Below are 24356 nucleotides of genomic sequence, written 5' to 3' on the forward strand. Positions count from 1 at the left end.
ATGAAAGTTTTAGTGCAGCGAGCCTTGAACGCCAGCGTTGTTGTTGATGGTGAAGTCATTGGTGCGATTGACCACGGACAGCTCGTGTTGGTGGGCATAGAAAAAGGCGACTCGGAAGCGGATGTTCAGCGACTGGCCGATAAACTGTTGAAATACCGCATGTTTGGTGATGAAGATGGCAAGATGAACCTAAATGTTCAGCAGGTAGCTGGTGGCGTTTTGCTGGTGTCGCAATTTACCTTGGCGGCTGAAACCAAGAAAGGTTTACGTCCAGGTTTCTCTACCGCGGCGATTCCTGAAGAAGGAGAGCGTTTGTTTAATGATTTCGTTAATAAGGTGCGCGCTCAATACGATAAGGTGGAAACAGGGCGTTTTGGTGCTGATATGAAGGTCTCTTTTACCAATGATGGCCCTGTCACTTTTCTATTAGATTAAGTGTTTATACTTGATTAAGTTTGCTTATTATTAAGTAATTGATAGACATGGTAAGCGCTGGCAACATCGGCGAGCGCAGTGCCAACGGATTTAAACAAGGTTGTTTGACTGCTGTTTAATCTGCCCTTTGCCTTTCCTGAACACAGTTCTGCGAGCTCGCCTTTAATGTGACTTTCCTCAATACAATTTTCTTCAAGGGGAATTAGAATGTCACCTGCTTCATTTAAAACATTTAAGCGACTGTCTACTATGACACGCGACATCTTTACTGTGGCTGAATCACATTCACGGCATGTTCTGTGGTGATTACCGACTAAATCTATATGTGTGCCAGCGGCCAATAAGGCGCTTCTGAACAAAGGCGTTGGGCTTCCAGTCGCGCAGCTAACGATATCCACACTAGTGATCACGTCTTCATAATTAGCGCAAACTTCAACATTAAGATCGGGGCGAATGTCTTTGATCTGCTTTTGAACTTTACGCATTTTTTCGTCAGATCGACCGTGCACATAAACAGTGCAAAGAGGGCGGACACTCGCGTGGGCAAGTGCCATGAAAGGCGCTAATTCCCCTGTTCCAAACAGTAGTAACGAGCTTGCATCCTCTCTTGCCATATAGCTGGCTGCCAGCGCCGATACAGCTGCTGTGCGCCAATAAGTAAGGCTCGTGCCGTCGACGAGAGCCAAAGGCGCGCCGGTGTCACGAGAGAAAAGCAATACTTGAGCGGCAACCGTTAACAAGCCTTTTTGAGGGTTTTCTGGATAATGAGTAAAAGATTTTACACCCAAGACATCATTAGTCCACGAAGGAAGTACCGCGAAGGTGTCGTGTTTCTCGGCTGAACCGCCAGGCAAAGCATACATTTGTCTTTGCGGCATGCCAAAATCTTGTTGGAAGGTTTTTCTTATAGCCGGAATGAGACTGTCAAAACTTAAAACCTCGCTTACAGTTTTTGCGTCAATAATCTGCATGTCTGAAAGCCTCCTGTTAGATGGCAATTTTTTATTGGATGTTATTCAGAATAGCATTATGTGGTAAATGGATGAAGCGCATCACAGCAAAAGGGTTGTAATGCGCTTTATTATTTGAAACAGGCGGTTAGAAGCTGCTTTATTTATGTAGAGAAGAGATTAATTCCTGAAGTTCTGGTTGTTTCTTAATTTCTTCAATCACTAATTTTGCTACTGCATTGGCGCCTTTTTCTTGGAAATGAGTGGTGTCTGGTTTGTCTAACCGCCCTGTGCGATTTTTATAGTACGGATAAACAGCCGAATCGACGGCAAGCCAATAGCTTTTCCAATCTGGCTCGCCAAGCTCATTTGCAAGTTCTATAGTTCTCGCTTCTAAGTCTAAATAAACAATGTTGTTTGCTTTTGCTGTGTCTTTAACTGTTTGGATGTAATCGCCAAAGTAGGCAAAACCAGAATCTTTGTTTTGTTTAGTGATGTGCCCTGAGGCAACTGGGAAGCCTGTTTTTCCCTTTGCATTTTTCACTCGTGTCACTGGCGTTAATAGAACTGGTGTTACTTTGTGAGATTGAGCGTAATGTACAAAAACCTCCAGTGAGCGCTGAAATGAAAAGGCATCTTCGCCTTTTGGAGCTTGTATATCTCCATTGTCATTATTTGGGTAGGTGCAAGTATTAGCGACATCGTGTGGTCCTCTGCCTTTGCTGGCCTCGTTACATTTTTCATCATTATGGCCAAATTGAATCAGCAAATAATCATTTGGGCGCATCATGCTGCTGAGGTAGCGAAACCAACCTTGGTTATAGTAAGAGCGAGAGCTGCGGCCAGACTGCGCGCCATTTATGACTTGTGCCTTAGAAGGTTCAAAATTGTTTTGTAGAACCTGTCCCCAGCCCATTCTAGGAGCAACCGCTTCTGGATAAATAGAGGCAGTGGAGTCGCCAATAATGAAAATACGATGTGGAGCATTATCGGCTTGTTTTTGCTTGGCTAGAGTTGCGTTCAAATCAAACTCAGGCACTTGCCCGTCTAGGTTCGGGACAAGCAGAGGGTTAAAAAAGCGATCCATCAGTGTGCTATCAGCGACTTCGCCAATTTTTGTATGATAATTTCGGTTTGTCCATAGCCATTTAGTCACTTTAGAAAAGCGCTTATGCAATTGCGGTTGATATTGGGCTGGATCGAATTCCTCAGTTAATCCTAAAGACATTAGGCTCTTGTTAAATCCTTGATGAAATCTTGCCATTGACGCGTTGTATTCTGTCGCCGAAAAAGCAATTGGCGTTGTCGTTTTAGATACTACTTGTTGAGACCCTAAATAGCTGGCATCAACAGCAAGATCTGACAAAATTAGGTCAGTAATTGGATTGATATTAATGTGAATATTTTTATCAAGTTGTGCTTTTTTAGGTGTATAGAAGGCTGTCATGCAAATGCCTCGGAGTGTGTTGTTGCTAAGGCAGTCAGTGTTTTCTTCTGATGCTGACACAATGAAGGGTGGAATAAACCCTTCTATTTCAAGCTGATAAACGCCGTTTTTATCTGTGGTGGTTGTGATGTTCTTGCCATATTGATCTATCAAGGTGACTTGAGCTGGAAACGTCATCAAGTGTGCGCTTACATGACCTTTGACTGAGGTCTTCTGGTTGGAGGCAAAAATCGGCTGCCAGCCATCGAGCATGTTTTTGATCGTAAATTTAGTGGCTTCGTTATCGGTTAATTGAGGACGATAACCTTGTATTGAAGCGCCGGAACCATAGTTTTTATATTCGCTAAAACGTGCCCCATTTTCTGGTGTAAACCAAATGGGTTGTCCGTTAATGTCTTTACCATGCATTCTGTCCCAACCGTAAATATGATCATCCATTTCTGAATTGATAAAGGTTGTTGAGCCCATAGCTGAAGGGTCAGCATAGCGACCATCTTGGAAAGTGGTGGTTGGGTGCCAAGGGCGACCAAGTGCATAACTGGCCGCGGGAATTCGGTCATCTTCTTTTATTAAGCGGCTGTTGATAAAGACTAAACCAAAGGCTTGTTTGTCGTTGGTGCTCGGTGCTGTTAAATAGCCTATCGGGAGTTCTTTATTTGGGCGATAACGCGCGACTATATCGCTATTATCAAAAACGACTAAGCCGTTGCCGAAGATAAAATCAACCGTTCCGCTGATTCGTGAATGGTTGAAATAGCTTCGGCCGCCTTTGCTGTAAAAGGTATCTTGGAAGCCTTCTAGAGAGACATCATAGAAGGCTGATCGGTCGCTCTGTTTGCCGAGTAATAAAGCAACGGCTTGAGTTTGTCTGATTCTGCTTGGATCATCTTTTGCTTTTATGTCATTGGCTAAATAGTCAAAATCGTTACGGATGGTCAAAGACTGGGCTGTGAAGTCTGTACCGTTTATCTCAACAACTCGACTGCCGGATGTGCCTATGTTTTTACCATTTTCACCTTTCATACCAGCAGCGATCGCTTTGGCAATGATGGTTTTGTCTTTGCCTGAGCCAATAAGATGGACATTATTACGATTAATGATGATTTGTTCATTATAGAGGCCGGGTTTAATAAAAACGCTATAAGTGCTGTTGTCGTCAGGTGCTTTTTGGATTGCTTCATTAATACTGCTGTATTCGCCCGCATTCGGCTTTGGTGATACGACGGCTTGATATAAGCCAATAGCCTGTGCTGGCAGGGTTAACAACATGCTAAAAATCCCTATTAAAATGGTGACGCTATAGTGTTTCATCTTTCTTCCTTTTCCTTGTATTACCTTTTTGCTGACATATGACACGGCATTGTTTGTTCAGTGTTGAGACGCAACAAGAAAGGTATTCATTATTGTTTTTAAGGATCGATCTGGTACGAAAACATTGAGCTCGTGGCTGTCTTATGGGGATAAGGTTGCCGTTAAACTACGTTTTATGCTGAGTTCGTGTTTTGGATTATTCGTAGGGAATAGAAAGGGCGGTTGGTGCTTTTTTGCATGATATTCATAACTTCCTCGCATTATTATTTTTTTAAGAGAGTTTTTTGCTCATGCTGAACGTTGAAATTGCATGAGATCTTTAGAATATAACGTAAAAAATTAAAATGAAATAGTGTTTTATTTTATGTGATTAATCGTTTTTTTATTGTGTGGTGCAAAAAAAAGCCCCAGTTGAACTGAGGCGTTTTAGTGTAGGACTATAAAGTGCAAGCAAATTAAGAAGCTTGTGAAGACTCTCTTTCTGCTTCTTCACTGCCATCGACAACAACTTTTACTGTTCGGCCAGCGATTAAGCCTAGTTCGAATAGCATCCACATTGGGATAGCGAGTAAGGTTTGCGAGAAAATATCCGGTGGCGTAATGAGCATGCCGACTACAAAACAACCTAGAAAAATATAAGGGCGTTTTTTGGATAAGGTTGCAACCGTAGTGACGCCGGCTTTAATGAGCAGGTAGGTGGCAACAGGGATTTCAAACGTTACACCAAAGGCAAAAAATAACTTTAAGACGAAATTTAAGTAGTTATTAATATCTGTCATAACGGTCACTTCGCCTGGTCCTACCGTTGTGAAAAAGCCAAAAATAAGTGGTAAGACAACATAGTAGGCAAATAGAACGCCAGCATAAAAAAGAAAGATGCTGGAAACCAGCAAGGGAATCGCAATTTGCTTTTCATTTTTATACAGGGCTGGCGCAATAAATGACCAAGCTTGAAAAAGAGTATAAGGAACGGATATTAGTACCGCGACTGCAAAGGTTAGCTTGAGTGGTGCAAGAAAGGGTGATGCTACTTCGGTTGCAATCAACGAGCTACCGGGAGGGAGTAATAGTCGTAATGGCTCAGAAACAATCAGGTATAAATCATTGGCAAAAGAATATAAGCCAAGAAAGAGAATGAGTATGGCGATAACACACTTTAATAAACGATTTCTTAGCTCGATAAGATGAGCGACAAGTGGTGCTTGATTGGAAGAATCTGTACTCATAATGCGTCACATGTCCGCGCGTAGTTTAAATAATGATTAAGTTCGAGAAGCCGTTATTTCGGGCGTTTTTTCGACTTCGTCCATTCGTTGCGCCTCAGTGGAGTCTGCTTTATCTGCTGTTGCTGATTCATCAGACATAGATGGCGGCATTTCTTTTTCAAGAGCTTCATCGTCAGCGTCTTCTACTTTCAGCTGCTCAGAGGTTTTCGTAGGCTCTATTTTATCCTTTTTGATTTCGTAACCTTCAGGATAGGGTGTAATGGTATTTTGAATCGCTTGGCCTTCTTTTAGAAGGCGTTGGTTGGTCTCGTTGATTTTCTGCTGCAGTTCTTCGTGATCCAGCTGTGCATTGATTTCTCTTTGCACTGAATTAATACTGCGACGAATCTTACGAACCCATAGCCCTGCCGTTTTCGCGGCGTAAGGTAATCTCTCAGGGCCCAGAATCAACAAACCTACCACGAAAACAACGAGTAACTCAGAAAAGCCAATGTCGAACACAGATTAGGCGCTCTTCTCATCTTTTTTGACTTCAGCATCAATCACTTTGTGCTGAGCTGTTTTTTCTTCTTCAGTGTCGTTTTTGTCGACAGCTTCTTTAAAGCCTTTGACTGCGCCACCTAAATCAGAGCCAAGATTCTTTAATTTTTTAGTGCCGAAAATAAGTACCAAAATGGCCAAAACGATTAATAATTGCCCAATACTGATTCCACCTAACATATCTTTCTCCTATTGCTTATTTGGTGCGACTGGCCTTTTCTTCTAAGCCAGACAAGTTAAACCTGCGTGCTAGTTCATCAAGTATAGCATCTGGGCTAATATCTAGATGAGATAACATGACAAGTGTGTGAAACCATAAATCTGCAGTTTCATAAATCACATCAGATTTATCGCCGGAGATAACGGAATCTTTCGCCGCAATAATGGTTTCTATGCTTTCTTCGCCTACTTTTTCAAGGATCTTATTTAACCCCTTTGCGTGTAGACTAGCAACATAAGAAGAGTCTGCTGCTGCGGTTTTACGTTCTTCTAGAGTGGCTGCTAATTCAGCCAATACATCGGATTTCATTATAGTCTCTCAAAGGTTACGGTTTTAAGACAAGCAGGTAAATTCCTACTAAAAACAGTCCTAAACTGGTTAAATCGGCGTCTTTTATATGCGTTAAAGAAGCCGGGTCAGTAATAATCCAAGCCGCCCCTAAGCTTAGTAGTCCAAGCAATCGGAAAGGGATATTTTGTCGGCCTTTTTTTAATTCTTTACCCAGTTGATCAATTGCCTCAGTTTGCGCCTGCATGCGTTCTTCTTGGTGAGACATTTGAGATAATGCAGTAAACACTAAATTAGGAATTTGTGGTAATTGACCCGCCCATTGTGGCGCTTGTTTGCGGACTTCTTCCATTACGCGTTTTGGCCCCATTTGTTCTCGCATCCAGCGCTCTAAGAAGGGCTTAGCTGTCACCCATAGGTCTAAGTCTGGATAAAGCTGACGACCTAACCCTTCAATATTTAGCAGTGTTTTTTCTAATAAAACCAATTGCGGTTGCACTTCCATATTAAAGCGTCGCGCCGTTTGGAATAAGCCAATGAGCACCTGGCCAAAAGAGATATCTTTAAGTGGTTTGGCGAACATAGGTTCACAAACACTGCGAATAGCGGATTCAAAAGCATGAACCGGCGTGCCTTTAGGAACCCAGCCACTTTCTACATGAAGTTCTGCCACCATGCGGTAATCGCGCTGGAAAAAAGCTAAAAGATTACGTGCTAAGTAGCTTTTATCTGCATCATCTAGACTGCCCATAATGGCGCAGTCAATGGCAATATATTTGGGCTTCTGAGGATTAGTGACATCAACAAAAATATTGCCAGGATGCATGTCGGCATGGAAAAAGCTGTGTGAAAAAACTTGAGTAAAAAAGATCTCAACGCCGCGTTCTGCTAAGCATTTCATGTCTACATTAGCTTTGTTAAGGGCGGCAATATCGGCCACTGGAATTCCAGAGATGCGCTCCATCACCATGATGTTGCGGTGACTGTAATCCCAATGGACTTGAGGCACATACAGCAAGTCAGAGTTGGTAAAGTTGCGTTGCAATAAACCTGTGTTACCTGCTTCTTTGGCAAGGTCCAATTCATCAAGAATAGTGTATTCGTAATCTGTGACTACTTCGACAGGTCTTAATCGACGACCATCGGCGCTCAAGTTAGCAACAAGATGCGCCAATGTGTAGAGTAAGCTAATGTCTTTACTGATGGTTTTTTCAATCTTCGGGCGAATGACTTTGACAACCACGTCTTCGCCAGAATGCAGTTTAGCAGTATGGACTTGTGCAATAGAGGCCGAAGCCAGAGGCGTTGCTGAAAACTCAGCAAACAGTTCAGATACTGGTGCTTTTAAATCCCTTTCGACAATGGCTTGGGCAATGTGACCGGGAAAGGCGGGGACTTTGTCTTGCAGTTTAGCTAATTCATCAGCGATATCGTCGTCTAACAAATCTCGGCGCGTTGATAATATTTGTCCGAACTTAACAAAAATAGGCCCAAGAGACTCTAGTGCCAAACGGAGACGTTCGCCTTTATTTTGACTAGCACGCTTGCGTCCAATGGAGCAAAAAAGGCCAACTGTATAGCGGATATACCAAGGCAAAACAGCAAAGGGAATGAACACATCAAGACGAAAGCGCATTACCGTATAGAGTATGCGCAGTAAGCGAAAAGTACTGATCAACATAACTAGAATTTAAATCCTTTATGAAGCGCAACAATGCCGCCCGTTAAATTTTGGTAGCTGGTGCGTTCAAATCCAACTTCATCCATCATGCCTTTTAAGGTTTCTTGATCTGGGTGCATACGGATAGATTCGGCAAGATAGCGGTAACTGTCTGCGTCATTGGCAATTAATTTGCCCATTGCTGGAAGCAGGCGGAAAGAGTATTGGTCGTAGACTTGCGATAAAAGCTCTGATTCTGGTTTAGAAAATTCCAGTACTAACAAGCGTCCGCCAGGTTTTAAAACACGATACATAGACGCAAGCGCTTTGGATTTGTCAGTGACATTGCGTAAACCAAAAGCAATGGTAATGCAGTCGAAAGTGTCGTCAGGGAAAGGAAGGGCTTCTGCGTTGGCTTGAACAAATTTTACGTTGCCAACAATGCCTTGATTGGCAAGTTTGTCTCGGCCAACTTTGAGCATAGAATCGTTGATGTCAGCTAGGATGACTTGGCCTTCGCTACCCACAAGACGAGAAAATTTAACCGTCAAATCACCAGTACCACCCGCGATGTCCAATACGCAATTGCCAGCACGAACACCTGATTGGCTGATAGTATGTCGCTTCCATAGGCGATGAATACCGCCAGACATTAAATCGTTCATGATGTCGTATTTTGCCGCTACGGAATGAAAAACTTGCGCGACAGCTTTTGCTTTCTCATCGGTTGGGATTTCTTTGAAGCCAAAGTCGGTGGTTTTTTTCTGATCGTCTTGCATAAACTACTTCATCCTAGTGGCGGCATCGCTCGCCATTCTCTTTATTGAAAAGCTTTATTGGATAGCCTATTGAAAAGCTTAATGTAATCGCTTTGTCGATGTTTGACAGCATTGCATTCAATTTAGGGGTTATTGTAACCGCGACAGCGTGGCTCTGGTACTGCTTTGCTTAAACTATTTACTTGCCATGACTCTATTTCGTCCTGCCTCTTTTGCTAAATAGAGTTGTTTGTCTGCTCTGGCGAACAAGGATTCTGGATCTTCTTGATTCTGAAGCTCAGCGATGCCTATCGAAATGGAAATCGAAACAGGCTCACCTTGCATGTTGAATGGCGCTTGCGACACGGCAAGCCGAATAGCTTCAGCGCGTTCAATTGCTTGAGCTAAATTCGTATCTGGAAAAGCAATAACAAACTCTTCGCCACCATAACGGAAGATAAGATCTTCTTTTGATAAAGCATTGCGTATTTGTTTTGGCACTAGACGTAATACTTTGTCGCCCGCCAGATGCCCCCAAGTGTCGTTCACTTTTTTGAAGTGATCTATGTCACAGACCGCTAGGCAAACGGTTTTCTGGGTTTTTTGCATGATTTTGCATAGGGGTAAAATAGCATCTTGATAGGCTGTACGGTTCGGTAAATCTGTCAGCGAATCTGTCATTGCTTGAGCCAGCTTTTCTTGTAACAAAGAACGTAAAGAGACAGTGTCCTTTTCCATTCGCGTGACTTTATTTTTTAATAGAGTGATGGATTGGGTGGCGTGCTTTTCCTGCTCCATCATCTGGGTTTTGTATTCAGTCATGGTACTAGAAATCGTCGACAACCTATCGTTAATAAGTGTTTTTAGACTATCTAAATCGTTTGCACCTTGAATTGCTTGGGACGTATCTGTTACTTGCTTTTGTAATTTGCTGTTAAAGCCTTCTCGGCTTTCAGATAATGATTTCTGCGAATGATAGCTGTTGGAGATAGATTCATTGATGCTGGCAAGTTGTTTGTTTAGTTGATTAAGGTAATTGGTCAAACTCTCTTGAGTTTTGCCAATAGCGATCATAATAAAGTTGATCACTTCATCAAGTAACCCTGGCAGTTGTTGGATGTTGTCGTTGCCTAAAAGCGCCTTTTTTAAATCAAGAATGTCTTCATCATAATGACTTGGCAGTGATAAATTATTCATTAGCCCAGCCAGAGTATGGCTAATTTGCATCATGATTTCTTGGTCGTTTTTCTGAGACTTGGTTTCTAAGTCACGGTTGAAAAAACGACGGAACAGTGAACCTTTAGGTTGGCTTGATTCCGTTTGGGTTAATGTTTTTTCAGCAAGCGATAAAAAGCTTTTTAGCAGATCTGGCCATTGAGAAGAGACTTGCCAATGTAGGCGTATTTGAGCCTCAAGTTGTTTTTTTTCATTTTGAGGAACTCTTTTACTGTCTTGCTTTTCAAGTAGATCGATAAGTTCTTGTAGTGTACTTCTAACCTGTTTAGCTCGGCTTATTTGAGCTTCATCGCTTTTAATAAGAAGTGGCTCAGCGTTATTGAGTGCATCTTGTATTTCTTGAGCATTCGCCCCTTTGGTTATGACTTGGCGAATTTGGCGAACAACGGAATCAAGTTCGGGGCCATTTCCTTCAGCAAGCATGCTGGTTCTGGAAACCGCTTTACGTAACACTTCTATCAATTTATCGCTTGATGATTCCGTCATATCGCCTCATTCTTTTTTATTTTTTCTGACGTTCTTTTTCAATTAGAAAATCAACGACTTTGTAGATGTTTTCATTGCCGTTTGCAGTTTCAGCGCTTACCAAGTATTTGCCGTTCACGATTAATCCAGGTACGCCACGAGCACCGTAAGCACGAATTTTGGCATCGGCTTGGCTAAGACGGCTATTCACAGCAAATGAATTGAATTGTTTGTGAAACTCATCTTCGCTGACTCCGTAGTTTGCAAAGAAAGCAGCCAGTGTATCTTCAGAGCTTAGATTACGGCGTTCAACATGGATAGCGTTAAAAAGATCCGCGCGAAGTTTATCTTCTATACCAAGTAAATCGGCAACATAAAAGGCTTTTGCATGCGCTAACCAACCACGACCAAATACGGCTGGTAAGAATTTAAAATCAACATCACTTGGTAGGTCTTTTTTCCAAGCTTGAGTAATAGGCTCTAATTTGTAGCAGTGAGGACATCCATACCAAAAAATCTCAGTCACTTCGATTTTACTTGGATCGCTGGTGCGAACTGGTGTTTTGATGGTTGTGTAACCGTTGCCATCACTGTATTCAGCTGCAGCGGCTGTCAGAGGGATGAGAAGAGAAAGTATGAGTGCTGAAAACAGCTTAATCATGGAGGACTCCTAGTCTAAATAATGGTTTAGTAAACTTTTAAAGGTATTCTTACATCATGCACAGAATTACAACAGAATACGATTCCATCAAAGACTTAAGGTTCTAATTTTCCAGTAAGTTCACACAAAACTTACACGAATAAGGTCTATTTATTGGTCGTTATTTGTCTTGTTTTGTAAATCCTTGTCTCAATCGTGTTCATTTACCCAGATTAAGATAGGCAATCGAGTTTAACATGGCATATTTCCATATTTGCTGGCATTATATACAGCAATTGAAATAAATCTGAATGCAAATCCGAATCTATTGACGAATATCAACTTATGACCCCTTTTGACTCCACTTTCCAATCCGCACATTTCATTAAGAGTGCTGAAAAACTTTCTCAATGTCCTTTAGACCAAGGTGTCGAAGTTGCATTTGCCGGTCGATCAAATGCAGGTAAATCTACTGCACTAAACACTCTTACCAACCAAAAGAAGTTAGCACGAACGTCAAAAACACCTGGACGAACTCAGTTGATTAACTGTTTTGGCTTGAACGTTGACGACCGTCGACTGATTGACCTTCCGGGGTACGGCTTCGCTAAAGTGCCCATTGCCATGAAAAAAGTTTGGCAAGCTCATATGCAAGATTACTTGATGAATCGTCGCTCTTTGGCTGGCGTTGTTTTGGTAATGGACATACGTCATCCACTAAAAGAATTTGATGAAATGATGCTGGATTGGGCAAAATCAAACGGCATGAAAGTTCATGTGCTGTTAACCAAGTCTGACAAGCTAAAACGTGGGCCGGCAAAATCCACTATGTTGGCTGTTCAGAAAGTTCTAAAAACACTTGGCGTTGATGGCTCGGTACAAAGTTTCTCTTCTTTGAGTGGCGATGGCGTTGATGATTTACGAATTAAGCTGGCTGAATGGCTGGTACTGGATAATCTTGAAGGGATTCCTGTTTCGCCAAACGCATAATAGCGCATTTTTATCTAAATGCTCGTGACGTCCTGCGAAAATCTCGAACAGCCATAAAAATAAAAAAAGCCCCACATGAGGCTTTTTTTATGTCTGCCAGTTCTAAAAGCCTGATTTACTGCGGTGTTAAATAAGCCGCTAGGAAAGTATCAAAGTCCACTTCATCGGCGGCTTCAATGGCTTCTTGATCCTGTAATGATTGTTCGGCTTTTTCCATAAACTCGCGGGTCAGTTCATCGGATAAAGGGCGAGACATCCATTCTGTTTGCTGTTCTTTTGATAGCATTAACATGGCATTTTGATAGCCTTGTTGTGCCTTGCTGCGCTCGAGTAGCTGAGCGGAAGGCAGTAGTGTTTCATTGATTAATTTTTCTCGTTGAACTTCTACTGCGTGTTTGTAAGCCGGATTGCCTGTTTTATTAGACAAAAATTCCGCGACTTCAGCGAGTGAGTTCAGCATGTCTTCTGCTTTCGTACGAAGTTTGGTTGGGCCTTGGCCGAAATCAAAGTCCATATCTAGGTCGCGGCCGTGAGATGCAATTTCTTGCTGCATCTTACGAAGTTGATCGCACTCATCGCTACCTAGGTATTCATCGCCGCGGAGCATGCAGTAAAGCAGAAACACGTCGATGAAATACAAAGTAGAAGATTGCATGCCAATAGAAGAACTTGGATCGAGATCCATGATGCGCACTTCAATGTATTCAACACCTCTAGCATGCAAGGCGGCACTTGGATGTTCGCCAGGTTGAGTAACGCGTTTTGGACGAATATCGCTGTAATACTCATTTTCGATTTGCAATAAATTACTGTTAAGCTGACGATATTGACCATCAACTTTCACACCAATGTCTTGGTAGCGCTGATAAGGCATCTGCAGGGCTTTTCTTACGGTGCTGATGTAGGTTTCAACTTCGTTGTAACACACGTATAAATCGGCTTGGGCTTTGTTTTGATAACCAAGGTCACTCATGCGCAGTGAGGTGGCTTTGGGGCCAAACCAAGTGTTTTTCTCAAGCGCAGTCAGACTATCAGGTTTTTTAGGTAAAAAGCTTTCATCGATAGCGGGTGATGCACCAAACAATAAAGACAACATCCAAGAGCCGCGACGGAAGTTACGGATCAAAGCAAAATAGCTATCGGATTGAAATGCTTGTTTTTCAGCTACAGAAAGATTGGATTTGCCTTTATAGTTTTCTAAAAAAGCCCAAAAGTCTTTATCAAAAGAGAAATTGTAATGCATGCCAGCAATACATTGCATGATACGACCATAGCGATTCGACAAGCCTTCCCGGTAAACACGTTTAAGCTTGCCAGTGTTTGATTCACCGTAATACGCAATTGGAACATCTTCGTTGCCCGCTAAATAGCAAGGCATACTGGCTGGCCATAAGCATTCATCTTGTTTGTACAGTTCGTGGTTGACCAGATTATGAATGTCTTCTAGCTCTTGGATAACACCCTCAACACTTGGGTGAACACCTGTAATAAACTCCATCAAAGATTCTGAATAATCTGTCGTGATTGAACTGTGAGTCAGTGCGGAGCCCAATGCTTTCGGGTGGGGCTTATGCGAAATGCGGCCTTTAGTGCGGTCAACTCGTAGCGCTTCTCGTTCCACGCCACGATGAAAGGTTAAGATAGAAGTCGTCGCGGCTTGTTGGCAATGATTGGCCAACGCTTGCAAAGCATCAGTTAAGGTGGTCAAGAAGTCTTCCTTCTATTGAATAAGGCAAAATTGAATTTCAGGGATTGTACTCGGCAGAGCTTATTCGCAGCAAGCAACAGATACTCTATGCACAAAAAATGCTGACTTCCCGACAAAGGATAAGAAAATAAAAAACGCGATGTTGGAGCATCACGTTTTTTATTTTTTATCCGATGTCTGTCTAATAACTAAAGGCGCATTTCAATGCCAGCATCGGTCATACGCTGCTTTGCTTGTTGAATGCTGTATTCACCAAAATGGAAAATGCTCGCCGCCAATACCGCATCGGCTTTGCCTTCAATAACGCCATCAACAAGATGATCTAAGTTGCCAACACCGCCAGAGGCAATGACTGGCACATGAACCGCTTCACTGATTGCTCGGGTGACGCCAAGATCAAAACCATTTTTAGTGCCATCACGATCCATACTGGTTAACAGGATTTCTCCTGCGCCGTATTCCACCATTTTCTTGGCCCATTCAACGGCGTCTAGTCCGGTTGGTTTACGACCGCCGTGGGTGAAAATCTCCCATTTGTCTGGTTCGCCTTCCGCACTGACTTTTTTGGCATCAATAGCCACAACGATACATTGTGAACCAAAGCGTTGAGCGGCTTCACGTACAAATTCAGGGTTAAACACCGCTGCGGTGTTAATGCCGACTTTGTCAGCACCTGCGTTTAACATGCGACGAATGTCTTCGCAGGTACGAATGCCGCCGCCTACAGTCAAGGGAATAAACACTTGGCTGGCAATGGCTTCGACCATGTGAACCGTTGTTTCGCGATCATCAGAACTGGCGGTGATGTCTAGAAAAGTAATCTCATCAGCGCCTTGTTCGTTGTAGCGCTTTGCCACTTCAACTGGGTCGCCTGCGTCACGAATATCGACGAACTGAACACCTTTTACAACGCGGCCATTGTCCACATCAAGGCAAGGAATAATACGTTTTGCTAAGCCCATAAAATGGCGCTCCTAGAATCTAATATGCTTCTATCTAAACAAACTCAATGGCTCGCCGTTATGGCTTGCCATCCCAGTGAAGGAAGTTTTTATAAAGCTGAAGGCCGTCTTTATGGCTTTTTTCTGGGTGAAACTGCACCGCAAAAACATTGTCTCGGGCGAGGGCCACGCAAAATTCCAAACCATAATCACAGGTACCCGCGACTTCGCTTTTGTTCTCTGGTACCACATAAAAACTGTGTACGAAGTAAAAGCGCGCGTTGTCTGGAATGTCCGCCCAAAGAGGGTGGTTTATGGTGTTCTTAACTTGATTCCAACCCATGTGTGGCACTTTAAGTTTGCTGCCATCATGATCTGTGTGTTTTTCACCAAAGAACAAAGCGTTGCCTTGGAAATGATTCAAACAATCTACGCCGCCGTTTTCTTCACTGTGAGACATCAAAGACTGAATGCCAACACAAATAGCGAGAAAAGGCTTTTCCGCCATGGCTTTACGAATGCTCGGAACCAGTCCGGCATTGTACATTTCACCGATACAGTCACGAATCGCGCCAACACCTGGTAACAACACACGATCTGCTGCATCAATCACCGCTGGGTCACTGGTTACAATGACCGTGGTATTTTCATCAGCAACGAATTCGAGGGCCTTGGCAACCGAGTGAAGGTTGCCCATGCCGTAGTCGATTACGGCGACTGTGGATTTTTTCATCTCACTCATACTGCTCATACTCATACCGATCAAACTAAGAGAATCCTACAAAGAGCCTTTAGTGGAAGGCATTTGTCCTGCCATGCGCTCATCAGCTTCTAACGCCATGCGTAACGCACGTCCAAATGCTTTGAAAATGGTTTCCGCTTGGTGGTGAGTATTTTTGCCGCGTAGGTTGTCTAGATGCAACGTAACTTTGGCGTGGTTGATAAAGCCGTGGAAGAACTCAGAAAATAAATCCACATCAAAGCCGCCAACCGAACCGCGAGTAAAAGGTACATGCATTTCTAAACCTGGACGGCCAGAAAAATCGATGACTACACGAGATAAAGCCTCGTCTAATGGTACATAAGCGTGGCCATAGCGTTTGATGCCTTTTTTATCGCCAACAGCAATGTCAAAAGCTTGTCCTAAAGTGATGCCCAAATCTTCGACTGTGTGGTGAGCATCAATGTGAAGGTCGCCAACTGCATGAATGTCTAAGTCAATCAGACCATGACGTGCTACTTGCTCAAGCATGTGATCAAGGAAAGGAACACCTGTGACGCAGTTGAATTTACCGGTACCGTCTAAGTTAATCGACACCTTGATCTGAGTTTCAAGCGTATTACGCTCGACACTGGCAATGCGATCTGACATTGATTGGTTTCTCCACAATGATGGTGACGAATGGTCGTCACGTGTTTGTATAATAAGAGCATGACATAATTTCCCCATTATAGAACGTGGGCTCTTTGGCTTCTATGCCTTGACTGGTTGTTTTTTGATGAGTTGTCGCTATTGCGTCGATAAACTCTTAATTCGAATGCTATGATATGACATCTATTCAATGCAGAATGCGTTCTTAGTTAGGTTTCAGATTAGGTTGAACGCATTTGTCGCAATACATTTATTAAGGAGTTTGTCATGGTTTGGATAAAGCGACTTTCACTGCTGGTGGCTGGTTTATTAGCCGTTGTTGCCATTTTGTTGGCGTACGTTATGTTGTTTGTAAATCCCAATGATTTTAAAGACGAGCTAAAAAGCGTAGCGTTAGAAAAAGCTAATGTTAATTTACGTCTAGATGGCGATATTAGTTGGTCGTTTTTTCCTTGGCTTGGACTCGAGTTAGAAGACATCGGCGTTGCCTTAGGTTCGGATGCTGAAATATTGAAGTTTGATCGTGCCGAGTTTGGTTTGGCCATTATGCCGTTATTGGAACAAAAGATTCAGGTCAACAAAGTTAACCTCGTAAACCTAAAAGCCAGTTTAAATAAAAATGCACAAGGCCAAGGTAATTGGCAGCTAGACTTGCCAGACAATACGTCTGCGACAAACGCTACTAATGCGTCAAAGACTTCTGAAGTGGCAAGTGCTTCCACTAACACAGCAAATACAGCTGCCAATAATGTTGCGAATAACACCGCTGAAAAAATTAAATTACCAGAGATTCAGCTTGATGAGTTGCGTATTGAAAACGCGCAAGTGCAATATCGTGATGAGCAAACGAAGCAACTCATTAATGCAACATTGAATGTACAGCTAAATGATGTCCAGTGGGACAAAGCTTGGCCTATGGTGATGGACATCGCCGTGACGCAAAGTGACTTACAGGGCAAATCACCAATCAAGGCGAAAGCGACGTTAAACGCCAATCTTGCTGTTTTCCCTGAGCGCGAATCTTTATCGCTAGACTCTTTAGTTTTATCAGGGGAAGTCGAAAGCGATTTGCTGCCCGCTAGCCCAATTAGTGCAAAACTCAGTGCAGCCAATGTGGATCTTGATTTACCCCAAGAGAATGTTTTGGTGGAAGGTTTGGCATTAAGTGTTTTGGGTGTAAATGTCGATGCTAAAATTCAAGCTTATCAAGTATTGAGCGAACCTCAATTTTCAGCGGCATTGTCCATTGGGGAGTTTAATCCACGCTATTTAATGACACGTTTAAATTTGCCCTTGCCAGACATGTCAGATGATACCGCGCTGACCAAAGCACGTGCCAATATCACGCTAGAAGGTAGCTTAGATTCCATTACAGCGCAGCCAATTTCTATTGCGTTAGACAATACCAATATCGAAGCCAATGCCGTGGTGGATTTATCGCCTTTGCGTTGGGATGTGAGTATTGCCGGTAAAAACTTAGATCTTGATCGCTATTTGCCAACGCCTGTTGAAAAAAGCGAAGAAGGTGCTGATTTAGCAGATGTTACGACTGTTGCAGCGTCTGCTTCTAAAGGTGAAAATAATGCAACGGCGCAAAATGGATCTGGTGCAGAATCCTTTAAGGCAACTTCACAAAATGATCTTGATACGGGCGCATTGATTCCAATCGATTTGATCCGTTCTTTAAATGGTCATGTGGGCATTGTGTTTGAAAACCTCACGGCTAAAAAGTTAAAAATCGACAAAATAGAGCTGGATTCCACTCAGTTGCATGGTTTGGTGAACATTTCTCCTCTTCGTGCTTCCTTGTACAAAGGCAGTATGTCTTCAAAAGTCAGTTTAGATGTGCGAGGCATCACGCCAGTTTTCAATGTTTCACCTGTTATTGATGGCGTACAAATTCAGCCTTTGCTGGTTGATTTTATGGATCTAGATAAAATCGCAGGAGCGACCTACCTGAATGGTGAAATCAGCGCCAAAGGTAATAGCATTAACAATCTTATGTCGTCTCTACAAGGTGATTTACTGGTAGAAATTAAAAATGGTGCCTTGGTTGGGACTAACCTTACCAAAACGGTGTGCGAAGGCATTGCGGCGATTAATAAAGATAAAATTAATGCTCAGCAGTTTGGCCCAGATACACCGTTTGAAACCATGCGTTTTCCTGCTCACATAACGAATGGACAAGTGTCGACACCAGGGTTGAAAATAAACTCGGCAGGCATTCAGGTGACGGGAGATGGTGTGGTATCTCTTCCCGGTTCTTCTTTGGATTATCAAGCCAATGTTGGTATTTCGGGCAGTGCATTAGATAAAGCTTGTCGGGTCAATGAGAAAGTGACTCAGTTGGCGTTTCCTATTGTTTGTAAAGGAAAATTTAGTGATGACCCTGCAGGATTGTGCCGTCCGGATATCAAAGGATTTGGAGCCCTATTCGCAGATTTAGCCAAAGCAGAATTAAAACTCAAATTAGAGGCAGAGAAAGCCCGCTTGAAAGAAAAAGAAGCTGAATTAAGGGCGAAAGCGGAGGCAGAAAAAGTTCGCCTTCAAGCTGAATTGAAAACGAAACTTGATGCCGAAAAAGCTCGTCTGAAAGAGAAGGAGGCAAAGCTTAAAGCTGAGCTGGAAGAAAAACGTCAGGCCGAAGAAGAAAAATTGAAAGAAAAGCTAAAAGATAAATTAAAGAGCTTGTTTTAATCCCTGCTTGATCAACAAATAGAGCGATTAAAGTACCAAGAACGTGAGAGATAAATGCAACCAGTTGACAATTTTGCGCCCCGTGTTTTAGCGTGGTTTGATGAGCACGGGCGTAAAAGTTTGCCTTGGCAAGAGAACAAAACACCTTATCGAGTATGGATTTCTGAAATCATGTTGCAGCAAACGCAAGTGACCACAGTGATTCCTTATTACCATAAATTTATGACGTCTTTCCCAACGGTTGAAGCGCTGGCTGATGCCGAACAAGACGACGTGCTCGCCCATTGGAGTGGTTTAGGTTATTACGCTCGGGCGCGTAATATGCATAAAGCGGCGAAAATGCTGGTGGACGAATTTGACAGCGAGTTTCCGCAGACTGTCGAGGGTGTGTGTGAGTTACCGGGTATTGGGCGTTCGACAGCGGCGGCGATTTTGTCTATTTCGCGTGGTGTTCAAGCGGCGATTCTAGATGGCAACGTAAAGCGTGTTTTATCGCGTTTCCATGCAGTGCCCACTTGGCCGGGTAATAAAAAAACCGAAAATGCCATGTGGGATTTGGCGGATTATTATATGCCGAATGAGCGCTGTGGCGATTACACGCAAGCCATGATGGATTTAGGTGCGACGCTTTGCACTCGTTCTAAACCGCAGTGTTTGATCTGTCCGTTACAAAGTGACTGCCAAGCTCGACTTAGTCAAGACCCGACACAATATCCTATTCGTAAACCGAAAAAAGCTGCCAAGCCAGAGAAGAGCATTCAGTTGATGGTGTTGACCAATCAACAAGGGCAATGGTTATTGGAGAAGCGTCCTTCTACCGGAATTTGGGGTGGGCTTTGGAGTTTGCCTGAGTTGGCAGTGGACGAATCGGTGGTGCTGCATATTGAACAGCGTTTTGCGACTCAGGTCACCACTGTCACATCCTTGTCATCTTTTAGACATACTTTTAGTCATTATCATTTGGATATCTCGCCAAGCCATATTCAAATTTCCGACACAAAAATGGTGACGGAAGGTGATAAATACCAATGGTTTAGCCAACAAGACGCTATGGCGCTAGGGTTGCCCGCGCCGGTTAGAAGTATTTTAGAACAAATTAATTAATTTGAGGCCTTCTTGCGATGACAGATAAAAACCTCTCATATTTTAAACGAGTAACAGAGGTCTTTATCTCTTTCTTGTTGTTAGGTTTTACCAGTTTTGGTGGACCTGCGACTCATCTTGGTTATTTTAATCAAACCTTTATACAGCGCAAAAAATGGGCGAGTGAAGCTCAATATGCCCAATGGGTGGCGCTTAGTCAGATTGTGCCGGGTCCTGGGTCGAGTCAGGTTGGTTTTGCCTTGGGCTATCATCGTGCTGGATTACTGGGCGCTGTCGCGGCTTTTGTGGCTTTCACTTTGCCGTCTTTTGTCGTTATGGTTTTATTAGCCCAATTTGGAAATCATTGGCAAGGTAATCGATTTTTTGACGGCACAGTTCATGCCTTAAAACTTCTGGCGGTTGTGGTTGTGGCCGACGTTTGTATTAGTATGTGGCGATCTTTTTGTCAGAGTAAAATTATGGCCGGTCTCGCTGTCTTTAGCGCGGCGTTTATTGTCTTATCTCCTTCTGGTTTCGCTAGTTTGACTGTTTTGTTAATCGCTGTGTGTTTTGGCTTTTTAGCAAGACCTTCTATTGTTGCAACTGCCTCTGAATCTTTGCCTAAGGTTCGCCTCGCTTGGTGTTTTTTTTCGGTCGCTGTGGTGATTTTTTTTGCAAGTTTCCTGTTTGGTAGCGGCTTGAGTGGTTTGTTTGCTGATTTTTATCATGCTGGCGCTTTAGTTTTCGGTGGCGGGCACGTGGTGTTGCCAATGTTGTCGGCTTTCGTTCCACCCCCTGATTCTAATCTACTATTGGGTTACGCTGCTGCTCAAGCGGTTCCCGGCCCCATGTTTACCATGGCGAGTTTTTTAGGTGCATCGGCGACACCTGAAGGTGACAGTATTTGGTTGTGGGCTGGTGTGGCCACTTTAGCGGTATTTTCATCCGGATTACTGCTGATGTTAAGTGCGCAAGCTGCGTGGCAACGCTTGTCTCATCATGCTAGGTTTCGTTCTGCTATAGCGAGTTTGAACGCCGCAGTGGTCGGAATATTGTTGGCTGCCTTATACCATCCAATTGGAACGTCAAGTTTAATCGGGTGGTGGGATGTTGTTATTGTTGGATTGGGGTTTGTTTGGTTGGCTTATAAACGTCCATCGATTTTCGCCTTGATTATTGTGTTCATCACGGTCGGGTTGATTCGAAGCTTATAAAGTTGCTGAATTTAAAAGCCGATTAAAAATTTTGACCTTGAATTATCTGGTGTTAACGCCATTATTCACTCTATACATTTATGATGGCGAGAAATCTTTATGGCGAATACTGTTTTTTGTAAGAAGTTTCAGAAAGAAATGGAAGCGCTAGATCGTGCGCCATTGCCCGGAGCAAAAGGCCAAGAGATCTTGCAAAATGTTTCTAAGCAGGCTTGGCAAGAATGGCAGCAGCTTCAGACAATGATGATTAATGAAAAACAGCTGAACTTGATGCAACCTGAATCACGCAAATATGTGATGGAGCAGATGGATAAGTTTTTCAATAATGAAGCAACTGATAGGCTAGCGGGATATGTTGATCCTGATGATATTAAAGAGCTCTAAGTTATAGGCTCTATTTTTTAAGTAATAGCACCAACAAAAATGTCCCTCGTTAAATAATTAACAAGGGACATTTTTGTTGGTTAGATTAAGTGCTAAACGACTACCGTGTCGTTTATTGAGTGACAAAGCTCGCAAACAAAATGTCTCTCACCGGAGATAAGCCAGTTTCTTTTTGTAGTGCGGCATTTACGGCAATGGCTGCTTCTTCACGGGTTTTCTCTCGAGCAACGGCACCAGTGACTTGTTCAGTGGTTAGGGAGCTGAGGAACATTACTATTGCATCTCGTACTAACGGCATATTCGCTTCTATTAAGTCTTTTTTGGTTTCGTCGGTGCGAATGCTGATGCTGGTTTTGATGTATTTAAGTCGGTCTTCGCTTCCCAAATGGTTAACGACAAAATTGGGTTTTAATTCAATATAAGCGGCGGTTGGTGTGGCTTCGTCTTCAGCATGACCTGTAATGCTTGTTAGTGTACATAGTAAGATCAAGGTAAATAAGTGTGTTTTGTTGCTTAGGGATATCATCAATGACATTTTAGGCTCTCGTTTTCATTCCAATAGACAGTATACTAACTGGCATTAAAGCTGTCTGTCAGTAGTATTTTTGCACTTTCCTGTTTCACTACTGTCATAATAATTGTATTCAATTAAAAATATCCCCTTGGTAAGTTTAGGAATCTTTTAATATGTCCTTGTTTTTGTCTGCTCGTCGTTTTCATGGTCTGGTTGCGTTTGTGGCTTTTGCTCTTTTGGCTGTGGCATTTTATATGGAATACCAAATGGGTTTAGAGCCTTGCCCATTGTGTATGCTGCAGCGAATCGTCTTTTTCTGTGTAGGTGTGGTGTCTTTGGTATCCGCTTTAACGTCGAGTGAAAAAGCGCGAAAAGTATTTTCTTGGATGGTGGTTGTTTTATCTTTTGCTGGCGCTGCTTTGGCGATTCGTCATTTGTACCTGCAGAGTTTGCCAATGGACGAGCTTCCAGCTTGTTTGCCAGGCTTGAGCTATATGTTTGAGGTTTTCCCGTGGCAAGAAATTATGCAAGCTATGGTTATGGGAACTGGCGAATGTGGTGATGTGGTTTGGACCTTGTTTGGAATTAGTATTCCTGGTTGGACATTGGTGGCTTTTATTGGCATGGCGATCATTAATATCGTTATCGCCTTGCGAATTAGCAAAAAAACATCTGTATAAACGAGATATTTGAATCTGTTTTTAACAAAGTATTGGCGAGCACAGTAATCATATAAAGTTCTCTAAAAAGGTTACAAATCCCTCCAGTTATCGCCTTGCAGGGGGTAACTTATCGGAATATGCTTGAGACAAAGAGTAATAATAATTAACGCCTGATGGAGTCTGCATATGTTAGAAGGTTGTAAAACAGCTCAAGAGCGATGGGGCGGAGTGCATGTCATTATCGATCGTTGGTTACAGCAGCGTCGACAGTTATTGGAAATGGGAATTTACTTGCGTGAGCGTGGTGATTTGACGCCGACGGATACGCCTAAAATCCAATCATTTTGTGAGCAGCTGGTGGACTATGTTTCTGCTGGCCACTTTACTGTCTATGAGCAGCTCGCATTAGAAGCGAAAGAGTTTCATGACGACGGTGCTGTTATTCTCTTGCGTGAACTGTTGCCTCTTATTGATAGCACAACTGAAGTCGCTATTGAGTTTAACGATAAATATGACACCAAAGAGCACTGTAACGCTCAACTTGAAGCCTTGCCTTTTTCATTGCAAGCTTTGGCTGTTGTCATGGCAGAACGATTTCAATATGAAGATCAATTGATTAAGGAATTACATGAGGCGCACAGTGAAAAGAGCGTTTGAGCTTGGTTTAATTGCTTTCTGCTCAGTGGCTTTATTATCTTGCTCAGCAGAAGCACCAGTTCGAACAGCTCAATACGCTGTGCAGGGTTTGTATTCTGCGGTTTTAAGTGACGATGGCACTACCTCTTTGGTTGGCTCTATTCAACATGGCGGCAGTTACTGGGTGAATGCTGTTAATGAGCGCCGCTTTAGCTGGAACCATGTTCAAGGCGAATATTCATCACTGCTTGGTGTGGATATTGACCCAAGTGGCCAATTTGCTGCCACCGGCGGTGCTCGAACCTTGGTTTTGTGGAATACATCGACAGGTAAATCCGACGGTTTCTGGACAACCCCGGGGGATATTCAATCGTTAAAACTCACTCAAAATGGTGATTATGCTCTTGTGGGTTTAAATGACCAGACGGCCCGTTTTTTTGATATTAAACGCGGCGGTATTAAGCAAACGCTACGGACTGGCTCGACAGTTCGCGCTGTCGATGTCACGCCAGATGGAATGCTGGGTATTACTGGAGATGATTTTTCTAACGTCATCCTTTGGGATATGCAAACTGGCAAAAAGAAATACGAGTGGCCATTAAGTAATATCATTGGCAGTGTGGCGTTATCTGCTGACGGTAAATATGCGTTTGGCGCCGCTCAATTAGGAAACGCAAAAATCTGGTCAACGGCTACGGGTAAAGAGCTAACTAAAATAGACACTGGCGCATTGAAGTATCGTAATGCCAGTATTAGCCAAGCGGTGTTTTCTAAAGATGACCGATCTATTTTGCTTGGAGAAGTGAATAGCCGGGTCACCTTGGTGCAAGTCAGTACAGGTGCTGTTCAAAAAGAATGGGAGCTTTTTACTCCAAAGAGTCGACCTAGTGGCGCTAGTGTTTTAGCTTTAGCTTTTGGTTCGGCTAATCGTTATTACGCCATTGGTAGTAATGGTTATTTAAACGTATTGGAATAATTC

General features: G+C 43.0%; 24 protein-coding genes. 9 read left to right on the top strand and 15 right to left on the bottom strand.

Annotated elements, in window-relative coordinates:
- A complete protein-coding gene (dtd, locus tag ACO05V_RS06475; protein ID WP_421848666.1) occupies window positions 1-435 on the top strand; it encodes a D-aminoacyl-tRNA deacylase in 435 nt (144 codons plus the stop codon).
- Between the two features lie 14 nt (window positions 436-449).
- On the opposite strand, the gene ACO05V_RS06480 is transcribed toward dtd, so the two are convergent.
- From ACO05V_RS06480 to ACO05V_RS06525, 10 genes are all read right to left on the bottom strand, one after another.
- Window positions 450-1406, bottom strand: a complete 957-nt coding sequence (locus tag ACO05V_RS06480; protein WP_421848668.1) for an ornithine cyclodeaminase family protein — start codon at window positions 1404-1406, stop codon at window positions 450-452.
- Window positions 1407-1545: 139 nt separating this feature from the next.
- Window positions 1546-4143, bottom strand: a complete 2598-nt coding sequence (locus tag ACO05V_RS06485; protein ID WP_421848670.1) for a pectinesterase family protein — start codon at window positions 4141-4143, stop codon at window positions 1546-1548.
- Window positions 4144-4598: 455 nt separating this feature from the next.
- Window positions 4599-5369 (bottom strand): twin-arginine translocase subunit TatC, encoded by a 771-nt coding sequence (tatC, locus tag ACO05V_RS06490; RefSeq protein WP_421848672.1) that lies wholly within the window; start codon window positions 5367-5369, stop codon window positions 4599-4601.
- 36 nt (window positions 5370-5405) lie between these two features.
- Complete coding sequence (gene tatB / locus ACO05V_RS06495) at window positions 5406-5870, bottom strand: Sec-independent protein translocase protein TatB (protein ID WP_421848674.1); 465 nt, start codon at window positions 5868-5870, stop codon at window positions 5406-5408.
- Window positions 5871-5873: 3 nt separating this feature from the next.
- Entirely contained in the window at window positions 5874-6089 is a 216-nt protein-coding gene (tatA, locus tag ACO05V_RS06500) for a Sec-independent protein translocase subunit TatA (RefSeq protein ID WP_421848676.1), read from the bottom strand.
- Window positions 6090-6105: 16 nt separating this feature from the next.
- Complete coding sequence (locus tag ACO05V_RS06505) at window positions 6106-6438, bottom strand: phosphoribosyl-ATP diphosphatase (RefSeq protein ID WP_421848678.1); 333 nt, start codon at window positions 6436-6438, stop codon at window positions 6106-6108.
- Between the two features lie 16 nt (window positions 6439-6454).
- Window positions 6455-8098 carry a ubiquinone biosynthesis regulatory protein kinase UbiB gene (ubiB, locus tag ACO05V_RS06510; RefSeq protein ID WP_421848680.1) on the bottom strand — a complete coding sequence of 548 codons (1644 nt, stop codon included), beginning with the start codon at window positions 8096-8098 and terminating at the stop codon, window positions 6455-6457.
- Between the two features lie 2 nt (window positions 8099-8100).
- Window positions 8101-8856 (bottom strand): bifunctional demethylmenaquinone methyltransferase/2-methoxy-6-polyprenyl-1,4-benzoquinol methylase UbiE, encoded by a 756-nt coding sequence (ubiE, locus tag ACO05V_RS06515; RefSeq protein WP_421848682.1) that lies wholly within the window; start codon window positions 8854-8856, stop codon window positions 8101-8103.
- Between the two features lie 174 nt (window positions 8857-9030).
- The gene (locus ACO05V_RS06520; RefSeq protein ID WP_421848684.1) at window positions 9031-10557 is read right to left on the bottom strand and encodes a GGDEF domain-containing protein; all 1527 of its coding nucleotides are present in this window, start codon (window positions 10555-10557) and stop codon (window positions 9031-9033) included.
- A gap of 16 nt (window positions 10558-10573) precedes the next feature.
- Window positions 10574-11197, bottom strand: a complete 624-nt coding sequence (locus ACO05V_RS06525) for a thiol:disulfide interchange protein DsbA/DsbL (protein ID WP_421848686.1) — start codon at window positions 11195-11197, stop codon at window positions 10574-10576.
- Between the two features lie 324 nt (window positions 11198-11521).
- Between ACO05V_RS06525 and yihA the strand changes: the two genes are divergently transcribed.
- Complete coding sequence (gene yihA, locus ACO05V_RS06530; protein WP_421848688.1) at window positions 11522-12166, top strand: ribosome biogenesis GTP-binding protein YihA/YsxC; 645 nt, start codon at window positions 11522-11524, stop codon at window positions 12164-12166.
- A 115-nt stretch (window positions 12167-12281) separates the two neighbouring features.
- Here yihA and gshA read toward each other — a convergent pair whose 3' ends face one another.
- The 4 genes from gshA to hisB form a co-directional block, all read right to left on the bottom strand.
- On the bottom strand, window positions 12282-13874 hold the full coding sequence (gene gshA / locus ACO05V_RS06535) for a glutamate--cysteine ligase (protein WP_421848690.1): 1593 nt from the start codon (window positions 13872-13874) through the stop codon (window positions 12282-12284).
- A 188-nt stretch (window positions 13875-14062) separates the two neighbouring features.
- Window positions 14063-14836 carry an imidazole glycerol phosphate synthase subunit HisF gene (gene hisF / locus ACO05V_RS06540; RefSeq protein ID WP_421848692.1) on the bottom strand — a complete coding sequence of 258 codons (774 nt, stop codon included), beginning with the start codon at window positions 14834-14836 and terminating at the stop codon, window positions 14063-14065.
- Window positions 14837-14894: 58 nt separating this feature from the next.
- Window positions 14895-15557 (bottom strand): imidazole glycerol phosphate synthase subunit HisH, encoded by a 663-nt coding sequence (hisH, locus tag ACO05V_RS06545; protein ID WP_421856894.1) that lies wholly within the window; start codon window positions 15555-15557, stop codon window positions 14895-14897.
- A 36-nt stretch (window positions 15558-15593) separates the two neighbouring features.
- Window positions 15594-16187 (bottom strand): imidazoleglycerol-phosphate dehydratase HisB, encoded by a 594-nt coding sequence (hisB, locus tag ACO05V_RS06550; protein WP_072838962.1) that lies wholly within the window; start codon window positions 16185-16187, stop codon window positions 15594-15596.
- 267 nt (window positions 16188-16454) lie between these two features.
- On the opposite strand from hisB, the gene ACO05V_RS06555 reads away from it, so the two are divergent.
- From ACO05V_RS06555 to ACO05V_RS06570, 4 genes are all read left to right on the top strand, one after another.
- Entirely contained in the window at window positions 16455-18884 is a 2430-nt protein-coding gene (locus tag ACO05V_RS06555) for an AsmA family protein (protein WP_421848694.1), read from the top strand.
- A 54-nt stretch (window positions 18885-18938) separates the two neighbouring features.
- Window positions 18939-19988: an A/G-specific adenine glycosylase gene (gene mutY, locus ACO05V_RS06560; protein WP_421848696.1), complete on the top strand. Its 1050-nt coding sequence runs from the start codon at window positions 18939-18941 to the stop codon at window positions 19986-19988.
- Window positions 19989-20005: 17 nt separating this feature from the next.
- Complete coding sequence (chrA, locus tag ACO05V_RS06565) at window positions 20006-21181, top strand: chromate efflux transporter (protein ID WP_421848698.1); 1176 nt, start codon at window positions 20006-20008, stop codon at window positions 21179-21181.
- Window positions 21182-21280: 99 nt separating this feature from the next.
- Window positions 21281-21565: an oxidative damage protection protein gene (locus ACO05V_RS06570; RefSeq protein WP_421848700.1), complete on the top strand. Its 285-nt coding sequence runs from the start codon at window positions 21281-21283 to the stop codon at window positions 21563-21565.
- Window positions 21566-21677: 112 nt separating this feature from the next.
- Here the strand turns inward: ACO05V_RS06570 and ACO05V_RS06575 are convergent, their stop codons facing one another.
- Window positions 21678-22100: a flagellar basal body-associated FliL family protein gene (locus ACO05V_RS06575; RefSeq protein WP_421848702.1), complete on the bottom strand. Its 423-nt coding sequence runs from the start codon at window positions 22098-22100 to the stop codon at window positions 21678-21680.
- Window positions 22101-22252: 152 nt separating this feature from the next.
- Here ACO05V_RS06575 and ACO05V_RS06580 point away from each other — a divergent pair, with 152 nt between their 5' ends.
- The 3 genes from ACO05V_RS06580 to ACO05V_RS06590 all read left to right on the top strand — a co-directional run bounded on the left by ACO05V_RS06580 (window position 22253) and on the right by ACO05V_RS06590 (window position 24353).
- Window positions 22253-22759: a disulfide bond formation protein B gene (locus ACO05V_RS06580; RefSeq protein ID WP_421848704.1), complete on the top strand. Its 507-nt coding sequence runs from the start codon at window positions 22253-22255 to the stop codon at window positions 22757-22759.
- 168 nt (window positions 22760-22927) lie between these two features.
- Complete coding sequence (gene rsd, locus ACO05V_RS06585) at window positions 22928-23398, top strand: sigma D regulator (RefSeq protein ID WP_421848706.1); 471 nt, start codon at window positions 22928-22930, stop codon at window positions 23396-23398.
- A complete protein-coding gene (locus ACO05V_RS06590) occupies window positions 23370-24353 on the top strand; it encodes a WD40 repeat domain-containing protein (RefSeq protein WP_421848708.1) in 984 nt (327 codons plus the stop codon). The genes rsd and ACO05V_RS06590 overlap by 29 nt, the downstream gene beginning before the upstream one ends.
- Window positions 24354-24356 lie beyond the last annotated feature (3 nt).

Origin of the sequence: Marinomonas sp. (genome assembly GCF_965225885.1) — a bacterium.
Lineage (GTDB): Bacteria > Pseudomonadota > Gammaproteobacteria > Pseudomonadales > Marinomonadaceae > Marinomonas.